Raw genomic sequence first — 17383 nt, 5'->3', positions numbered from 1 at the left:
CGGCGATAAGCACATGAATAAAAAAGCACTTTGGTCACTCCGCATAGCCTTACTCATCGGAACCGTGATATCTCTGTTTTTCGTACCTTGGCCACTTGTTAGCACTTGGCTTGCGCCACTCCCCAACACTATTCAGCAACAAATAGATGAAGCGACGCAAGACCATTTTGACGGAATGATTGTTTACGTTCAGCAAGGACAACAACCGGCAACGATATTCACCGCGGGGTGGCACGATAGAGCCAAGCAGTTGCCTGCCGAACCTAATGCGTTATTTAAGATCGCGAGTATCAGTAAGCTTTATGTAGCGCTAGCAACAACAAAGCTAATCAACGACGGTCAGCTATCCCTAAATGACTCGCTTAGCCAGCTGTTACCTAAAGTCAGTCAACACCTTCCAAACGCTAATGAAATTACGTTGCGAATGCTTTTACAACATCGGAGTGGACTTCCTAACTTCACAGATACGCCCAACTACTGGTCAAATCCACCCGCAACAGCGTCGGAAAAACTAGCACTTATTATGGATGAGCCCGCTGATTTTGCACCCGATTCCGATTATGCATATTGCAATACAAACTATTTACTACTTACCCAAATTATTAACCATACTGTGGGTTATTCGTATCAACAGTACATTACCGATCGCATTTTACAACCATTAGCACTTCAGAATACTTACTTCTCGCTCGACGCAATTAATATCAAGGATCTCATGGGTGGTTACTACGTCGGTGTACAACCTAATATAAAAGAAAATGACTATGGTTCGATGATTGCCAGTATTACCGATGTTGGGCGATTCATTCGAGCACTTAACGACGGCTCTGCATTTGCACCCGGCGAACAAGCGATTTATTCATCGGTTTACAAGTTCGAACACGGAGGCTTGATACCCGGCTATCAGAGCTTAGCCGAGTATCACCCAGACATCGATACGGTCGTTGTTCAGTTCGTAAACACAACCGATTTTGACGGATACGAATGGAACCTCTCGGAAATATACATAAACCGTATTGTGGATATCCTTAAAAAGAAGCCTTAACTGGCTTCTTTTTGTTTCGCAAACTTATCAATCGTATTGGCATCGACGTCACAAGCGGCTTTAAATTCTTCCGAACCTTCATTTTTACCCACTTTAAATACCGAAAAAATTCGGGTCGTAACAGGGGTACGTTCGACATTTTGTTCAGTCGGTTTAAAGCGAAGGTAATCTAAGCTCACGATAAGTGCTTTGGCAGCCGTTTCGTTCGGGTATGCATATTCAACTTTATGGCTTGCGACGCGTCCCTCGCTATTTATTGTATAGATAATTGAGGCACATCCATTTTGGTTGTTGCGTGCAAGTGAGCGTGAGTATTGATCAGACAACTTTAGTGTTTTTTCTTGCTCCTTAACGACCCAATAATCGGTATAAGCCTGACCATCCTTTTCTTTGGTTAAGTCCAAAGCATATTCAGGCTCTTCAGGTAAGTCCCGCCCCATACTTTCACATCCAATTAACCCGAGTAAACAAATTGCTCCCGAGAGCCCAAATGCCAACTTTTTCATTTTTATATCCTCGTAAATTGACCAGATTAGCTATTTTTATCATAAATCATATCAGATTGTTATTAAAAATTAACATAAAATGTCTGCTGGCTTTTCACAGATTGAAACCTAAACTACGATATGGTTATATACTTATTATTAGTGAGTATATTTAAGCAATTTTTTATTAAGAGGTAACACCATGTCAGCGCTCAAGCCCGTTGTGACTCACTTTTTTGATGAGCCGACAAATACCTATAGTTATGTGGTACAAGATCCCAATTCATCGCACTGTGCAATAGTCGATTCGGTGCTGGATTTTGATTATGCCGCAGGTCGTACAAGCACCGAGTCTGCTGAACGTATCTTAAAGTTCATCAAGGATAATCACCTCACCGTTGATTGGATATTAGAAACCCATGTCCACGCTGATCACTTATCTGCCGCGCCCTTTTTAAAAGAGCATACTGGTGCCCAACTGGGCATTGGCGAGCATATTAAAACCGTACAGGAGACCTTCGGAAAAGCATTTAATGAGGGCACTGAGTTTCAGCGCGATGGCAGCCAATTTGATCACCTGTTTGCCGATGGCGACACGTTCAGCATAGGCGAGCTACAAGCACAGGTATTACACACACCAGGTCACACACCGGCTTGTTTAACCTACGTAATTGGTGATGCAGCGTTTGTCGGTGACACGCTATTTATGCCCGACTATGGTACAGCGCGGTGTGACTTCCCAGGGGGTGACGCCCGCACCTTGTATCGCTCGATTCAAAAGGTCTTTGCACTTCCCGACCAAACACGGCTATTTATGTGTCACGATTATAAAGCGCCCGATCGCGATGAGTACGCATTTGAAACAACGGTTGCGGAAGAAAAACAAAACAACGTACATGTAGGCGGCGGCACAACCGAGGACGAGTTTGTAAAAATGCGCACCGAACGCGACGCGACACTCAATATGCCGCGTTTAATTTTGCCATCAGTGCAAATCAACATGCGCGCCGGCCACCTCCCACAACCAGAAAACAACGGCCAACGCTACCTCAAACTCCCCCTCAACCTGTTTTAGTAGGTCGCGCCTTTGGCGCGACGCTTGATTTATTCCTTCTCTAATAAATAACCTGCCAAGTTTATCAGGCTTGCAGTGAGGTCATCACTATCACGTAAGCTGGTCGGGTTAATTCGGTACTTTCCATTTACGACAAAAGTCGGTGTTGCTCTCACGCCCAGCTTATCTATCAGACGTTGCCACTGATTAAACCGCGCTGTTACCGCGAAGCTCGCGATACCCTTATCAAAAGTCTGACCGTCGATACCGTTTACAATAAATACGTTACGAATATCCTCTGGCTCTCGTAATAAGTGACCCTTTTTAAAATTGTAATCGAACATCACACGGTTTATTTTCTCTGCAATATCCATTTTTTGCGCAAGAATATACGCGCGAGTCATTGTACTACCCGCCTCGGGACTCGGTGCAACTGATGCGACATGGACCTTGCTAAACTGATCGGCAAAAGCTGTTTTCATGGCGCTTGCAATGGGTTCGTAACGATAACAGTACGAGCAGTACAAAGAATAGAATTCGACTAGACCATCGTCATTTGCCTGGTCGACACCGTCAATAACATCGTAATGAACACCTTCTTTAAACGTTTGACTCGCGGCTGGAGCGCACAAAAACACCATAATCGACACCAGGGTCGCTTGAATAAAATATCTCATTAATCACCTTAGATTGTTATTTTTATTTACATTAATTGTTGTCATACCCTCTGTCCACCGCAATCCTAAATCATTTGACATGTGTTTTTTCATATATATGATTTACCATATATATTAAATAGGAATGGACACGATGAACCCATTACAGTTTTTTAAATGTCTATCGGATGATACCCGTTTAAAGTCCGTGCTGATTGTAAGCACGCTTGAGGAAGCTTGCGTCTGCGATCTGATGGACGCGCTGGAGCTTGATCAGCCAAAAGTCTCGCGTCATCTCGCTGAACTGCGTAAGTGCAATATCGTGCTGGGTGAACGCCGTGGTAAGTGGGTGTATTACCAACTGCACCCTCACCTACCCACGTGGGCAAAAGACATCATTACGCAGGCTGCACGCAATAATTTAGATTACTTTTCCGCGGCCCTCGAAAAGCTTAAACAGGGGAAAGCCCAAGGCGCTAGCTGCTAACTAAAAAGGTTTCTTGTGAAAATACTCTACATCTGTACCCATAATCGCTGTCGTAGCATTTTATCAGAAGCGATCACCAACCACTTTGCCAGCGATCATATTCAGGCAAAAAGCGCTGGGAGCCAACCTGCAGGCGAGGTACACCCTCTCTCACTGCGTTATTTGAACGAAGCCGGTATATCGACCGAAGGGCTGCAAAGCCAGTCTTGGGATGAATTCGAAGACTTCAAACCCGACGTCGTCATTACCGTCTGTGACTCGGCGGCAGGCGAGGCTTGCCCGGTTTGGTTCGGACAATCAATTAAAATGCATTGGGGACTTGCCGACCCTTCAAAGCTTGAAGGCACCGAAGAAGAGATTGCCGCCGCTTTCCGCGACTGTATCAAAGAAATCAAACACCGCGTCAGTCATTTGCAAGGGATAGCTGAACAAGCTTTATCTCAAAGCCAGTTAAAACAAGCTTTAAATGAGTTGATTAATTAAAAGGAAGGAATAATCATGGGTTTATTTGAACGTTATTTGTCTGTTTGGGTGGCACTTGCCATCATCGCAGGTATTGCCCTGGGTATTGCAGTCCCAGGGGTTTTTACCGTTGTATCAGAGCTTGAGTATGCCCACGTCAACTTAGTTATCGCAGTGCTCATCTGGCTCATGATTTACCCGATCATGGTACAGGTCGACTTCTCATCCATTAAAGATGTCGGTAAAAAACCAAAAGGCTTGGTGTTAACCTTGGTCATCAACTGGCTGATCAAGCCGTTTACCATGGCATTACTGGGGTGGCTGTTCTTTAAAGGGTTGTTTGCCGATTGGGTCGACCCGCAAACCGCATCCGAGTATATCGCCGGTATGATCCTACTGGGTGTTGCACCCTGTACCGCGATGGTGTTCATTTGGAGTCAACTGACAAAGGGTGACGCGAACTACACCTTGGTGCAGGTTTCTATCAACGACGTCATCATGATATTTGCATTTGCTCCTATCGCCGGCTTACTTTTGGGCGTAACAGATATCACAGTGCCCTGGGATACCTTGTTGCTGAGCGTCGTACTGTATGTGTTGATACCACTCATTGTTGGTGCATTAACACGCCAGAAGCTGGATAAAGCCAACGACCACACACGCCTGAACAACTTTCTTGCAGCCATGAAGCCGTGGTCGATCGTGGGTCTACTCGCGACGGTTGTCCTACTGTTTGGTTTTCAATCCGAAACCATTATCGAAAAACCGCAGGCGATTGTACTCATAGCGATTCCGCTACTGATTCAAACCTACGGTATTTTCGCAGTGGCGTATTTCTTAGCGAAGAAAATGAAGTTGCCGCATAACGTGGCTGCGCCCGCCTGCATGATAGGCACTTCAAACTTTTTCGAACTCGCAGTGGCGGTTGCCATCTCATTGTTCGGCCTGCACTCAGGTGCGGCACTCGCCACCGTTGTGGGCGTATTAGTCGAAGTACCTGTCATGCTCTCATTGGTGTGGTTTGCTAACCGCACGCGGCATTGGTTTAACGACTAAAAACGATACGATGCCTGTATCGCAAATGACCGACCGGGCTGGCTGTATTGCTCGGTCGGCGCATCTGCCGACAGTCCTGCGACACGTTGATAAGGCACATAATACTTATCGGTTACATTGAGTGCCGCCAAGTTCACCTGCCAATCGCCCAAGCGCACACCCGCCAAAACATCCATAGTGGTATAGCCTGCCGTCTCGATATAAGGTCCCGACTCGACCGACGCACTCGGTACATCATCCATGGCAGCCACCGCATTAACAATACCTCGGATATGCCAGTTATCAGCAAAGTAACCGAGCGACAAATTTCCCGAAAGCGGCGATAACGAGGTTAAAGCCTCACCCGTTGCATCGTTCTCACCCGTCACGTAGGCAGCGGATGTATCGACACGCATGAAGTCAGTGAGCCAATGCGTCACACTCGCTTCAGCTCCCTTTATCGTCACCTCATCTTGATTCACATACTGATATTCAACCCGATCAACGCCTGGAATATAAGTGGGGCTCGTGCCTACAACCGCAGTCTCGATAAAATCATCAAAGCGACTGTAAAACGCGGCTAGGTTCCATCGCGTGGTGTCATTACTGAACTTTAATCCCGCTTCTACGGCGCGACTGCTTTCTGGCTGTAAGTCGGGGTTAGGCAAGATAGCATAAAACGGCTCAATACCATGGCTCTGATAGGCTTGGTCATGCGGGGGGATCTTAAAACCCTCGGCGTATTGCAGATAGCCGCGAATGCCCGACTCAAAGGTATACACACCCGCTACTTTAGGTGAAAATGCCGTCTCGTTGATATCTGCAAGCTCAGACATATCGTACAGCGTGTTCTCATTTGGGCTCATCTCATAGTGGTCAACTCGCGCACCAACAATCAGTTTAAAGGCGGTCTCTTTAAACGTGATGTTATCCTGCAAAAACACACCTGTTAGCCATGTTTCGGCGCCGGGGAAGGCTTTCTGCGGCTCATTATCTTGCATTACTGTGCCATCGCTCGCGATACGTGTCTTGAATCGCGGTCGCTCGGTGTCGTAATAATCAGCATCAAAGCCATACACGAGATCATGACGTGTTGAGGCGGCATCAAGTTGCTTTTGTGCTTGCCAACGCGCACCCATGATCCGTTGTTCAAAACCATAGTCATTGTAATCGGTATACGCGCCCGCTTGGCTTGCTCCCGCGCTGACCTGGTCGCTGCCTTGCTCATAATCCGTCAAATACAACTGCCAATGCTGCGAGTCGGCAAATGCGTTGGGCTGATTACGCTGATAGTCCACCGAAAGCGCCGTTTGACGATTGTCGTCGTCGGTTTGATTAGTTTCCGCAATAAACTGTTGAGTGTTTTGCTGAAAGTGGTCCAACGTAAACTTCAGTTCATCATCACCGACATCAAGCGCCCATTTAGCTAACACACTCTGACTGTCATAATCATAACCAGGCAAAGATTTCTCATAGTTCTGTGTCTCCTGACCTTGTCGCGCGGATACCTGAATCATCGCACTCGAGCCATCAAACTGCCGCGCTCCACTAAAGCCGAGCTTTGTCTCATCGGTCAGACCATCAAAGCCAAAACTCAAGCGCGCTGCTTTGTCATTGCCGTTTAACACATCACTCGGATCGGGCGTTGATATTACAATCACGCCACCTAAGCCATCCGAACCGTAAAGTGGTGATGCGGCCGCTTTCGCTACTTCAATTTGCTGTACCTGGGCCACATCTAAGTAACCTCGCCCCACCAAATAACCGCCTCCGCCTGCGTAGGCATCGTTAAGTCGACGACCGTCTTTAATGTACACCACCCGATTACCACCGATTCCTCGAATCGATAAGGTTTGTGCCTGCCCTTGGGTTCCCGTCGACTGAATACTCGGGTCATAGCGGAACACATCCGCGAGACCATTACTCACTTGCATATCAATATCGTCTGCCGAAATAACGCTCACTGCGCCCGCGACGTCTTCGAGTTTTTCTTCGGTACGCGAACCTGTGACCACTAAAATCTCATCAACGCTCTGGTCGGCTGCAGGTAAATTCACCTCTGCGGCATACACACCGCTGGTCATAGTTGCCGCGATGGCAGCGGCCAATAGCGAAGGTTTAAAAGCATCGGTTTTCTTAATCCAAACGTTCACAAGCTTCTCCAATTTCTTTGAATGACAAAACAGGCATCGTGAAAACGCATTAGATCTAAACGAAAACTATTTGCATTTGCAACTAAAACTTACTATTTTATTTTACGCAATCGCAAATCAGAACGATAAGAGGCTCCTATGACGCGGCTTTACAGAATATTGAAACACTCGTTGCTTATGTTGGCAGCAGCCCTGCCCTTGCTCACTTACGCGCAAACCTCACCCGAAAGCGGTATAATTACCGCAGGTGGCACGTTAACCGACATCGTATTTGCCGTCGGGGGTGGCGACAAAGTGATTGGCGTGGATACCTCAAGCACCTCGCCTAGTGCCGTGCATGCGCTCCCTAAAGTTGGCTATTACCGCAACCTGTCCGCCGAGGGCGTGCTCAGCTTTAATCCGAAGCAAGTATGGGTACTCGAAGGCGCTGGCAGTAAACGCGCATTAGCACAAATCGAAACGGCCGGTGTACCTGTTACAGAATTCGGTAAGCCCACAACGCTATCTGAACTGTATGCTCTGATTGAACAAGTCGCCGACCAACTTGGTACACCGGATCGCGCTGAGCCCGTAATTAACAGCATTGAAGACAAGTTTCATCCCGTTTCGCGTGCGCAACCACTCAGTGGTCTTTTTGTCTTGCAAGTATCCGAACGCGGTGTTGTCGCGGCGGGTCACGACAGCGTCCCCGATTTACTATTCAGCCAGTCGGACATTACCAATGTGGTAGACCACAAAGGCTTCAAAACCGTGTCGCGCGAGCATCTATTGATAAACCAACCTGACTTTATCGTCGCCCCCTCGCACGTGGTCGATGCGGCAGGAGGACGTGAGCAATTCTGCCAAAACGCAACCTTACAGTTATTAAACGCGGGGCAATCCTGCCAGCTATTGGTGATGGACTCGTTACTCGCACTGGGAATGACCACCCGCATTGCCGAAGCACATGAGGCGCTTTTAGCGTATGTCGATGACCTTTGAGCGACGCCGTTGGCTAATTGCCGGCACCCTCGGGATCCTGGCAAGTAGCTGGCTGCTGTTATCGAGCGGCCCGGTGCTGAGTGATTGGCGGCTACCGCTGATGTGGTTGCCCGGCTTCGGTACGCCCATGAGTGAACTCGAACAAACTGTCGTCACACAATTACGTTTACCGCGTTTGGTTTTGGGGCTCTTGGTGGGCGCGGTATTGGCGCAAAGCGGCACAGCCATGCAAACCTTGTGTCGCAATCCACTGGCTGATCCGGGCCTCATCGGCATCTCTGGCGGCGCCGCAGTATTTGCCCTCGCAGTGATCGCATTGGGTGAACAAATCGGTTTACAAGGCAGTGTTTGGGTCTCTTTGGCCGCCTTTATGGGCGCCCTAGTCACCACCTTTGTTGTCTATCGCTTAGCTGGCGGTAAAACAGGCGTCGACGTCGCCACGTTGTTACTTGCCGGTGTGGCAATTAACGCGCTAGCCGGCTCATTACTCGGCTTACTGAGTTATTACGCCGATGACGATGCCCTGCGACTAATGAGTTTTTGGCAAATGGGTTCACTCGCGGGTGCCAGTTGGCAGCAGTTGCCCTTAGGCGTGGTGCTCATGGGTGTCAGCTCAATCGCACTATTTATGTTGCGCAAGCCCATTAATACCCTGCTGTTAGGTGAGCGCCAAGCACGTTACTTAGGAGTAAACACCGTGTCACTTAAGCGGCAATTGATTATTTGGGTGGCATTAGGTGTGGGCGGCGCAGTCGCATTGACCGGTATGATCGGCTTTGTCGGTTTAATTATACCCCACATCGCTCGCATACTGGTGGGCGCTAATATTCGTTGGCTGATGCCTGTATCCATGTTGTTTGGTGCCGCAGTTTTGGTACTCACCGACTGGATCGCTAAAACCATCGTTGCGCCAGCTGAATTACCCATCGGGATAATCACCGCCGCAGTGGGCGCTCCTTTCTTCATCTATCTGCTCATCCAACAAAAACGGAGGCTTCATGCTGGATATTAAAATCACTCATGTTAACTATAGTCATAAACGGCTATTGGGCGCGTTCGACCTATCCCTTGAAGCCGGCGAATTTGTTGCTGTGATTGGTGAAAATGGCGCAGGTAAATCCACTCTACTCAATACGTTGGCAGGCGAACTCGATTACCACGGCAGTATTCAGCTCAACGGCCGCGAACTCACAAGCTGGATACCGGCCCAACTCGCACCCGTTCGCGCGGTGATGGAGCAAAAACTCAGTGCGCCGTTTGGCCTCACAGTAGCGGAGCTGGTCGGTATGGGGCGATTTTGGTCTCATGAGCCTGATTATGCAGCACACCAACGCGCACTGAACTGGCTCGAACGACTGGATGCCGCAAAGTTTGCCGAGCGCACCATGGATACCTTGTCTGGCGGTGAACAGCAACGAGCACATATCGCGCGTTGCTTGTGTCAGCTCGATGTCACGGTGCCCGGCGAGCAAATGCTGCTGCTCGATGAACCGACTTCTGCGCTTGATGTGTATCACCAACATTCTGTGCTCGCAGAACTGCGTCGTTTTACTCAGCAAGGTAATTTAGTTGTCGCAGTGATGCACGATCTGAACTTAGCTTCGCTCTATGCGGACAATATTTTGCTGCTCGCCGACGGCGAACTTAAGCATTTTGCCAAACCCGAGGCGGTGTTTCGTACCGAAATACTTGAACAAACTTATCGCAGTCCGGTCTACATCAGTGAGCACCCGAGTATTCGCAAACCCATGATTTTTACCGAACCCAGACACCTATAACAACGAACTTTAAGAGGTTAAAAATGAACGAACGTCAACAAGCCGCGCAGCAAGCACGTGCGCTTGCACAACGCAATAGCACCGCTGTGTTGTCGACTTTATCAAAGAAACTCGGTGGCATGCCGTTTGGTTCAGTATCGCCGGTGATGCTGACCGATGAGGGGCATATCGTGTTTTATGTCTCTGACATTGCCCAACATGCGCGCAACCTTAGTCAAGACAATCGTTTGAGCGTCACACTTTACGACAGCACCGATAAAGGTGATCAAAATACCCAAGGGCGACTCACGCTCAGTGGTCATGCCCAAGTGATTGACAACAATGACTTGGCCGAACGCTACTACCAACGCTTTCCAAGTGCCGAAGGCTACAAAAAAGCACATGATTTTAAATTTTGGCAGCTCAACGTAGAGCATATTCGCTTTATTGGCGGCTTTGGTGAGATATTTTGGCTGGAGCCGAACGAGTGGTTAGTATCCGCGCCCGAGTGGGATCATAAAGCGGCACTTGGCATGATCACACACATGAATGAGGATCATGCCGATGCCTGTGCACTTATCTTGCAACAACAGTTAAACCAACACGCTCATGAGAAAGACACAACGTTCGAAGCGGGCAGTGTCACTATGCGCAGTGTTTACCCAGACGGCTTTCACCTCAGCTACGATGAGCGCTCCTTTTTCATACCGTTTGAAGCGATTGCGACTAATGGCCAACAAGTGCGCCAGCAACTCGTTAAAATGACCCATCAAGCACGCGCCGCATGATACGTAAAGCGTGCGCTGCGGCGCACGCATTGATGTTTGCGAGATCAAAGCGCCTCTTTGTGTTAGTCTTTTTAAACTTTTCCGCTTTATAGTCAAGAGTTAACACAAGGATTTGAGTCGTGGACAAACGAATAATGGGTATGCTCGGTGCGGCACTTTTGTTTGTGGGTATGTTTTTACCTGTATTCAGCATGCCAACTATCGACGATATTACGTATTTTCAAAACGGTCGGTTTGATCGCATTATCGTCCTCTCAGCCTCGGTGTTTGCCATGTACTTTGCCTTCGCCCGCAACAGCAAGGGACTTGTAGCAGCAGGTGCTATGAGCTTAGTGTTTGCAGGCTACAGTTTTATCGATATGTACCTGCAAGTACGCGATATGAAAGCAAGCATTAAAACCGAATCGGTTAACTACGAGTTCGAGGGCTCAATTGATACGATCCTTAATACCATTGAGCTGCAATGGGGCTGGTATGTGATCGCAGCCGGTGTTCTGCTTATCCTTGTGGCAGGGTTTGTCAGTGATAAAGCAAAACACAGCAAAAAGCGAGCATAACGCCTAAGTGAGTATCCGTAGTATTCGCTTGTGCGGCGTCCTTTTAATAATAGTTACGCGTCGTTAATCTGTCACCGCATTGTCACACTGGCTCGCTAATCTGCTATCACGCAGAAAAAAGGGAGCGTTTGCAATGCTTGATATCAACCGTCGACATTTTTTGAAAGTAGTCGCCTCGGCAGGAGCCGCCGTAACCGTATCCACCGCTTTAGGTGGCTGTTCATCGCTGGTGCGTGCCGATAACGCGGACACCGTTGACTTCACTCACGGTGTGGCGAGTGGTGACCCGACTACAAACGCGCTGATGCTATGGACCCGTGCAGTACCTAAAAATAACGCTAAGCCCGTTATTACCCTAGGTTGGGAAGTGGCGCGTGATCCGAGTTTTAGCGACATTATTCGCAGTGGTACCGTAAAAACCTCTGCTCGCCGCGACTATACCGTTAAAGTGGATGTGCAACAGTTACCCGCTGGCATGTCGCTTTATTATCGCTTTGTTGGGCATGACCAATACTCACCCATCGGCGAAGGTGCCACGTTACCTCAACAAGGCATTGACGCTATTCGTTTAGGGGTATTTTCTTGTTCGAACTATCCGGCAGGTTTCTTTAACCCCTACCATCACGCAAGCCAAGATGACACTATCGATTTTGTATTGCATTTAGGCGACTACATCTATGAATACGGCGCCGGAGGTTATGGCTACGACGATGCCGAACGCATTGGTCGCACCTTCCCGGATAACAACAACAAAGAGATCGTCTCGCTTGATGATTATCGCCGACGTTACGCGCTGTACCGAACAGACGAAGGATTAAAGGCGTTGCATGCCACCAAATCCTTTATTGTGGTGTGGGATGATCACGAGATCGCCAACGATACATACAAAGACGGTGCACAAAATCATCAACCCGACACTGAAGGTGATTTTTACCAACGCCGTGCCGCAGCTATTCAAGCCTACTATGAGTGGATGCCGATTCGCCCGCCACAAGGTGATGCTAGCCTACAAATTTACCGTTCGTTTGAGCTAGGTGATCTCGCCAACCTGATCATGCTAGACACCCGCATTATTGGTCGTGACAAACAATTAGCGTACGCCGACTTTACCGACGTAAGCACCGGCAAATTTGATAGCCAAGGTTTTCAGGCGGCCATGCAAAGCGACCGCAGTATCTTAGGTAAAAAACAACTGCAATGGTTGGTCAATCAGTTGGCTCAATCAAATGCGCACTGGCAGATCCTCGGGCAGCAACTGTTGATGGCACGCATGAACTTCCCCGCTGCCATTATTGGCTCTAAAGATCGCTCCACCATCGCCAATAAACTACTCAATGCCGCCCAGCTCAAGCAAGCGCGTGCCAACGGCCACCTACTCACTGAGCAACAGCAACGCTACATTGATACCGTCACGCCATATAACCTCGATGCATGGGATGGCTATGCAATGGAGCGTGAAGTTTTGTTTCAGCAGGTAAAACAAATGGGCAAAAAGATCGTCGTCTTAGCCGGCGATACGCATAATGCCTGGCACAACCATCTCACCACGCATACGGGTGAGCAGGTCGGTGTGGAGTTTGGTACCAGTTCAGTGTCATCGCCCGGAATGGAAACCTATCTCGGCCTTGATGATGCCACCGCAAAAAAACTAGCGCAGGCATTACCGACTGTTATCAAAGATCTGCAATACACCAACTTGCACGAACGTGGTTACATGGTCACCCAGATCAGTAAAGATGCCATTGATAACGAGTGGCGATTCGTTGATACCATCAAATCAAAAGATTATCAGCTGAGTGGGACACACCGAGCACAATTCCGCGGTTAGTCACACAGCTCAAAAAAAGCCGGTACGCGCCTCCATACACGCACCGGCTTTTTTGTTTGTCATGCTTACCATTCGAAACGCTGACGAAACTCGAGGTAAACTAAGCGGCTGGGTCCGGCAATAAACGTCGGGTTACCAAAGCTTCCGCCCGTGTTGCCAGCATCAACAAGGTAGTCCTTATCGAGTAAATTACTACCCTTCAACACTAAGCTCCAGCCCGCCTGCTCGTCATACAAACCGACGCTGCCATTTAACAACGTGACGGCGTCTTCCTTAATTGGAATACCAGCAATCGGCGCGTTCGCGGGCTCAAAGAAAATCTCAGAGCGGTAAGTCGCAACTAAAGAGCTACGCAACATCAAACCATCGCTGACCATCATATCGCTCATCAGACCTAAGCTGGATGTCCACTCAGGTTGTAATCTAAATCGGTTGCCCGCCAACTGTCCGTTATTCGCATCATCGTCAATCTGAGCGTCCAAATAGGCAACATGACCAAAGATCTCTAACTGATTAGAGAGGTACGCGGTAAATTCAGTTTCAACACCCCAGTTAGTCGCATCACCTGCATTATCGGTATAAAAGTTACCGGCATCATCTTGCAACGTCACCTGAAAATCTGAGTAGTCCTGATAAAAGATCGAGGCGCTGTAGTTAACTGCATCGGCCCAATTACCTTTGATACCCGTCTCGTAGTTCCAAATCGTCTCAGCGGGGATCTCGGATGAAGCGGCAACCACCTCACCCTGCTCGTTAAGTGTTGAACTTACATCCACGACAAACGAACGTTGGCCTTTAGATAGGGTCGCGAACCAATTGGTATCCTCATTGATCGCGTACAACACATTGAATCGCGGGAGCAATGCACTGTCATCACCGGAGTCACTCAGTACCGCGCCTCCTGTAGAAACCGTCGGTAGCATGGGTTGCGTAGGCTGTCCCAATAAAGTCAGTAATTGGCTATTAGGCATGATGGCCGCAAAGCCGCTTTCGCGTGACTCGTCAATATATCGCAGACCACCGGAAACAGTGAGTTCGTCGCTGATATCATAAGTTATATCAAAGAAAGCCGACCAAGAACGATTATCACCCATATTGGTGTAGCTGCCTTGGTACGCAATTTCATTGAGTGCTCCACCCGTTAATACAGGCGTAAGCAAATTGACGCTGCCGTCTTCGTTAATACACGGCAATCCAGTACCTAACGCACCCACACAGTTAAAGTAGATTGATTCCTCGGTGCTAAATGGCACACGTTGAGAGCCTTCTTCGCTGAAATAGTTAGCGCCCCAAAGAATAAACGCGTTATCCAATGTATGGCTAAAGCGTAATTCTTGGCTCCACTGCTCGCCTTGCGCATCTTCAGCAAACTCCAAGAACCACGCCTGGGTGCCATCCGCATCAAAAATCTCTAACGAATCAAATTCACGATAACCGGTGACCGATGTCAAAGTGGTGGTATCATTTAGACGCCAGTCAACCGTTAAGTTGAAGTCATCAATGGTGCGATCAAGACCCAACTTAGGCGCACCAAGTACTTCTTCCGAGTAGGGTGAGCCGGTCATTTCAACAAAGCTATAAGGGCTGGTATCACCACCGGTTGGTGCGTATATGCCGTTTTTAAACGCAGTCCCCGTGTCATCATTCTTTTCGTAGCTATAGATAAAGTCGGCAGTAACCGCATCGTTCGGTGTATAGCGCAACGAAAGACGCGCACCCGTACGTTCAATACCATTCATATCATCTTGCTCAGGCGCGATGTTATCAATGTAGCCATCTCGCTCACGATAACTGAATGCTAAGCGCCCTTTCAGATCATCGCCCGCCAAGTTAATAAAACCGTCCGCACGACGCTGCGACAAGTTGCCCGCTCCCAATGCCAACTCGGCATTATCAAAATCATCTGGCTTGCGAGTAATCACGCTAATAGCACCCACTGCTGCTGCAGTACCAAATAGAGTCGCCTGAGGCCCTTTAACCACTTCTACACGCTCAATATCAAACAGCTCAAAATAAGAGCCACGTGAACGCGACACATCGACACCGTTGTAGTAAATCGAAACACGCGGAGAAATTTGTGACGAGCCGCTATCGGACGTAATCCCACGGATCACAAAGCCCGGATTATTAGGACTTTGCTCCTGAATCACCAGGCCCGGCGTCAGATCCGAAATCATATCCAACTCGCTCAATCCAAGCTCTTCTAAACGCTTGCCATCAAACGCTGAAATGCTCGCAGGCACATCCACTATCGATTGCGTGCGTTTTTGCGCAGTCACTTCAATCCGTTCTAGTTTATCTTGGGCATTGTCTTGTTGTTCGTCTTGGGCATAACTCAGCGCCGGCAACGAAGCCAAAACGGGTAACGCCAAAACCAATGCGCGCGTAATCACGTTGCGTGTAAAAGTGTATTTCATATCCAATCATCCGTTTGAAAAGTCGCAAAAAAGATAGGTGGCTTTAATGACAATTCAGGTGCGGATAAATGACAGAATGCTGAAATTATTGTGTCAATTATGCCTAACACAAAGGCATATATCTGAGGGGAACAGCAGATTAGAAGTTGGGGCTTAACGCCCCTGTTGCTGCTTATTAAACACCCTGCCGGAATGAATTAAACTGGTTAGTTTGATGAACGGCTTAATGATCAACTGAGCGCTGCCTACGATAAACAACCACGTCCCACTATCCACTAACGACTCGTTTAAAAAGAAGAAGCTACCGATTAAAAACCAGACTGCGATGAGCAAGTCGTTTAGCGCGCCTAATGCTTCATACCGGCGTTGAATAACGATATGCCGCTTTCCTAAGTCGAGATCTAACTCCGTGTTTTGGGTCATGGTATTCCTGTATGTCGTTGGAATTACATTTAAGCGTTTGGTTAATATCCCACGGGCGTCGCTGTTGTCGCAAGTGCTTGGGTTTTTCGAATTATTGATAAGTGTGGTTTGGTCTGATTTGTGCCAAGAGCAGCCGTCCATACGCTAGCATCTAAGCGGCAGAAATGTGCGTACAACTGACCTTCATTACTCTTTATCTGAATGAATAGATCTTATTCTTAAAAAAGGTAATGTTACAATCAAGTCATAAGTAATGATCATCTATGTCCCTCAATAGGTAAGTATGTATGAAGTTAGATATCCGATCGGGAACGATAGAGGAAGTTTTAAAGGTTAATGTTCAAATCCCTGAGTTCGATGGAAGGACAACAGCCAGTAAAATAAGTACAAAATTAACAGGAAAAGCGCACTTAATTCTGGTCGCTAGCCACGCTGAAAAGCCAATAGCATACAAAATAGGTTATGAGATTTCGGATACGAACGAATATGCTGACCAGCCCGAATTAAACTAAATAGCTCGTTATGCATTTGCATCCATAATTCTTTGCCAGCTTTAGTCTCCTCAATAAACATTGGCTCAGGATGAATCTGCGTCGAGGTATAAAGTGTCACACGCAGATCAGCAGGTAACGGTATCAAGTTTTCATCAGTGCTATCGAGTTCTTGCATGAGCACCTTATAGTGCGGCAATAGATGTGAGGGCATGTATTTTGCCATCACCTTGTCATCGCGCGCGACGCGCTCAGAATCCAGTTTTCGATAACGCACGCGTTGAACTTTAACTGTTGGTTCAATAAGCACCACGCCAAGTACCTGCGAGCTAGCCTCGCGCATAGCTTCGGTCACAATTAAACCTCCATAGGAGTGCCCTACCACAATAACTTGACGCTGTTCACTCTCACGGTGAATCTTTTTGATTAATGAACTAACGTCTTGCTGAATAGTTGTCGGCTGAGTGTTTGCAGACGTCAGGCTGAGGCGAGTTGGATTGATGATTTTGATATTGTCCGGTAGCTGCTCGATGACTGGGTTCCAAACTTCTCCGTCGATACCGAACCCAGATTCAAAAATAACAGTTACTTCTTCTGCCGCAAACGCGTAAGTCGGGATTAGTAAAAACAAACAATAAATAATTTTATGTAGACGCATGAGTCGCTCCTTTATGTAATTTCAAATGAAATTATCAGAGCAAAGGTGAAATGTAAGCGTCGCACAAACCACGCCTAGTCACCAATTTGCAGATAGCCTAATTTAT

General features: G+C 47.9%; 17 protein-coding genes. 11 read left to right on the top strand and 6 right to left on the bottom strand.

From position 1 onward, the window contains the following. Positions 1 to 13: 13 nt before the first annotated feature. Positions 14 to 1045, top strand: coding sequence for a serine hydrolase domain-containing protein (locus tag ABNS04_RS03385; RefSeq protein ID WP_272978802.1), 1032 nt, complete (start codon positions 14 to 16; stop codon positions 1043 to 1045). Here ABNS04_RS03385 and ABNS04_RS03380 read toward each other — a convergent pair. Beyond that, positions 1042 to 1551: a hypothetical protein gene (locus tag ABNS04_RS03380; RefSeq protein ID WP_272978800.1), complete on the bottom strand. Its 510-nt coding sequence runs from the start codon at positions 1549 to 1551 to the stop codon at positions 1042 to 1044. The two genes, ABNS04_RS03385 and ABNS04_RS03380, sit on opposite strands and share 4 nt — an antisense overlap. Before the next feature lie 181 nt (positions 1552 to 1732). Between ABNS04_RS03380 and ABNS04_RS03375 the strand changes: the two genes are divergently transcribed. Further along, on the top strand, positions 1733 to 2605 hold the full coding sequence (locus tag ABNS04_RS03375; RefSeq protein ID WP_272978798.1) for an MBL fold metallo-hydrolase: 873 nt from the start codon (positions 1733 to 1735) through the stop codon (positions 2603 to 2605). 29 nt (positions 2606 to 2634) lie between these two features. Here the strand turns inward: ABNS04_RS03375 and ABNS04_RS03370 are convergent, their stop codons facing one another. Continuing rightward, positions 2635 to 3261, bottom strand: a complete 627-nt coding sequence (locus ABNS04_RS03370; protein WP_272978796.1) for a thiol:disulfide interchange protein DsbA/DsbL — start codon at positions 3259 to 3261, stop codon at positions 2635 to 2637. Between the two features lie 133 nt (positions 3262 to 3394). Between ABNS04_RS03370 and ABNS04_RS03365 the strand changes: the two genes are divergently transcribed. Genes ABNS04_RS03365 through arsB form a run of 3 tightly spaced genes read left to right on the top strand, consistent with a single transcriptional unit; the run spans position 3395 to position 5245 of the window. Next, positions 3395 to 3727, top strand: a complete 333-nt coding sequence (locus tag ABNS04_RS03365; RefSeq protein ID WP_272978795.1) for a metalloregulator ArsR/SmtB family transcription factor — start codon at positions 3395 to 3397, stop codon at positions 3725 to 3727. Between the two features lie 15 nt (positions 3728 to 3742). After that, positions 3743 to 4210, top strand: a complete 468-nt coding sequence (locus ABNS04_RS03360) for an arsenate reductase ArsC (protein ID WP_272978793.1) — start codon at positions 3743 to 3745, stop codon at positions 4208 to 4210. A gap of 15 nt (positions 4211 to 4225) precedes the next feature. After that, entirely contained in the window at positions 4226 to 5245 is a 1020-nt protein-coding gene (arsB, locus tag ABNS04_RS03355) for an ACR3 family arsenite efflux transporter (protein WP_272978792.1), read from the top strand. Here arsB and ABNS04_RS03350 read toward each other — a convergent pair. Continuing rightward, positions 5242 to 7377 carry a TonB-dependent hemoglobin/transferrin/lactoferrin family receptor gene (locus tag ABNS04_RS03350; RefSeq protein ID WP_348671186.1) on the bottom strand — a complete coding sequence of 712 codons (2136 nt, stop codon included), beginning with the start codon at positions 7375 to 7377 and terminating at the stop codon, positions 5242 to 5244. The genes arsB and ABNS04_RS03350 overlap by 4 nt on opposite strands. Positions 7378 to 7515: 138 nt before the next feature. Between ABNS04_RS03350 and ABNS04_RS03345 the strand changes: the two genes are divergently transcribed. From ABNS04_RS03345 to ABNS04_RS03320, 6 genes are all read left to right on the top strand, one after another. Beyond that, positions 7516 to 8358 (top strand): ABC transporter substrate-binding protein, encoded by an 843-nt coding sequence (locus tag ABNS04_RS03345; RefSeq protein WP_348671185.1) that lies wholly within the window; start codon positions 7516 to 7518, stop codon positions 8356 to 8358. Beyond that, complete coding sequence (locus ABNS04_RS03340) at positions 8342 to 9370, top strand: iron ABC transporter permease (protein ID WP_272977809.1); 1029 nt, start codon at positions 8342 to 8344, stop codon at positions 9368 to 9370. The genes ABNS04_RS03345 and ABNS04_RS03340 overlap by 17 nt, the downstream gene beginning before the upstream one ends. Then, complete coding sequence (locus ABNS04_RS03335) at positions 9357 to 10136, top strand: heme ABC transporter ATP-binding protein (protein WP_006955867.1); 780 nt, start codon at positions 9357 to 9359, stop codon at positions 10134 to 10136. The genes ABNS04_RS03340 and ABNS04_RS03335 overlap by 14 nt, the downstream gene beginning before the upstream one ends. A 23-nt stretch (positions 10137 to 10159) precedes the next feature. Then, positions 10160 to 10903 carry a DUF2470 domain-containing protein gene (locus tag ABNS04_RS03330; protein ID WP_272977810.1) on the top strand — a complete coding sequence of 248 codons (744 nt, stop codon included), beginning with the start codon at positions 10160 to 10162 and terminating at the stop codon, positions 10901 to 10903. Between the two features lie 119 nt (positions 10904 to 11022). Next, positions 11023 to 11460: a hypothetical protein gene (locus ABNS04_RS03325; RefSeq protein WP_272977811.1), complete on the top strand. Its 438-nt coding sequence runs from the start codon at positions 11023 to 11025 to the stop codon at positions 11458 to 11460. Between the two features lie 133 nt (positions 11461 to 11593). Further along, positions 11594 to 13288 (top strand): alkaline phosphatase D family protein, encoded by a 1695-nt coding sequence (locus ABNS04_RS03320; protein ID WP_272977812.1) that lies wholly within the window; start codon positions 11594 to 11596, stop codon positions 13286 to 13288. A gap of 65 nt (positions 13289 to 13353) precedes the next feature. On the opposite strand, the gene ABNS04_RS03315 is transcribed toward ABNS04_RS03320, so the two are convergent. From ABNS04_RS03315 to ABNS04_RS03305, 3 genes are all read right to left on the bottom strand, one after another. Continuing rightward, entirely contained in the window at positions 13354 to 15705 is a 2352-nt protein-coding gene (locus ABNS04_RS03315) for a TonB-dependent receptor (RefSeq protein WP_272977813.1), read from the bottom strand. 153 nt (positions 15706 to 15858) lie between these two features. After that, positions 15859 to 16128 (bottom strand): YrhK family protein, encoded by a 270-nt coding sequence (locus tag ABNS04_RS03310; protein WP_006955872.1) that lies wholly within the window; start codon positions 16126 to 16128, stop codon positions 15859 to 15861. 423 nt (positions 16129 to 16551) lie between these two features. After that, positions 16552 to 17277 (bottom strand): alpha/beta hydrolase, encoded by a 726-nt coding sequence (locus ABNS04_RS03305; protein WP_272977814.1) that lies wholly within the window; start codon positions 17275 to 17277, stop codon positions 16552 to 16554. Between the last annotated feature and the right edge of the window lie 106 nt (positions 17278 to 17383).

This window comes from uncultured Idiomarina sp., from assembly GCF_964010655.1.
GTDB lineage: Bacteria > Pseudomonadota > Gammaproteobacteria > Enterobacterales > Alteromonadaceae > Idiomarina > Idiomarina baltica.
This window is presented reverse-complemented; position numbering and strand designations above follow the sequence as displayed.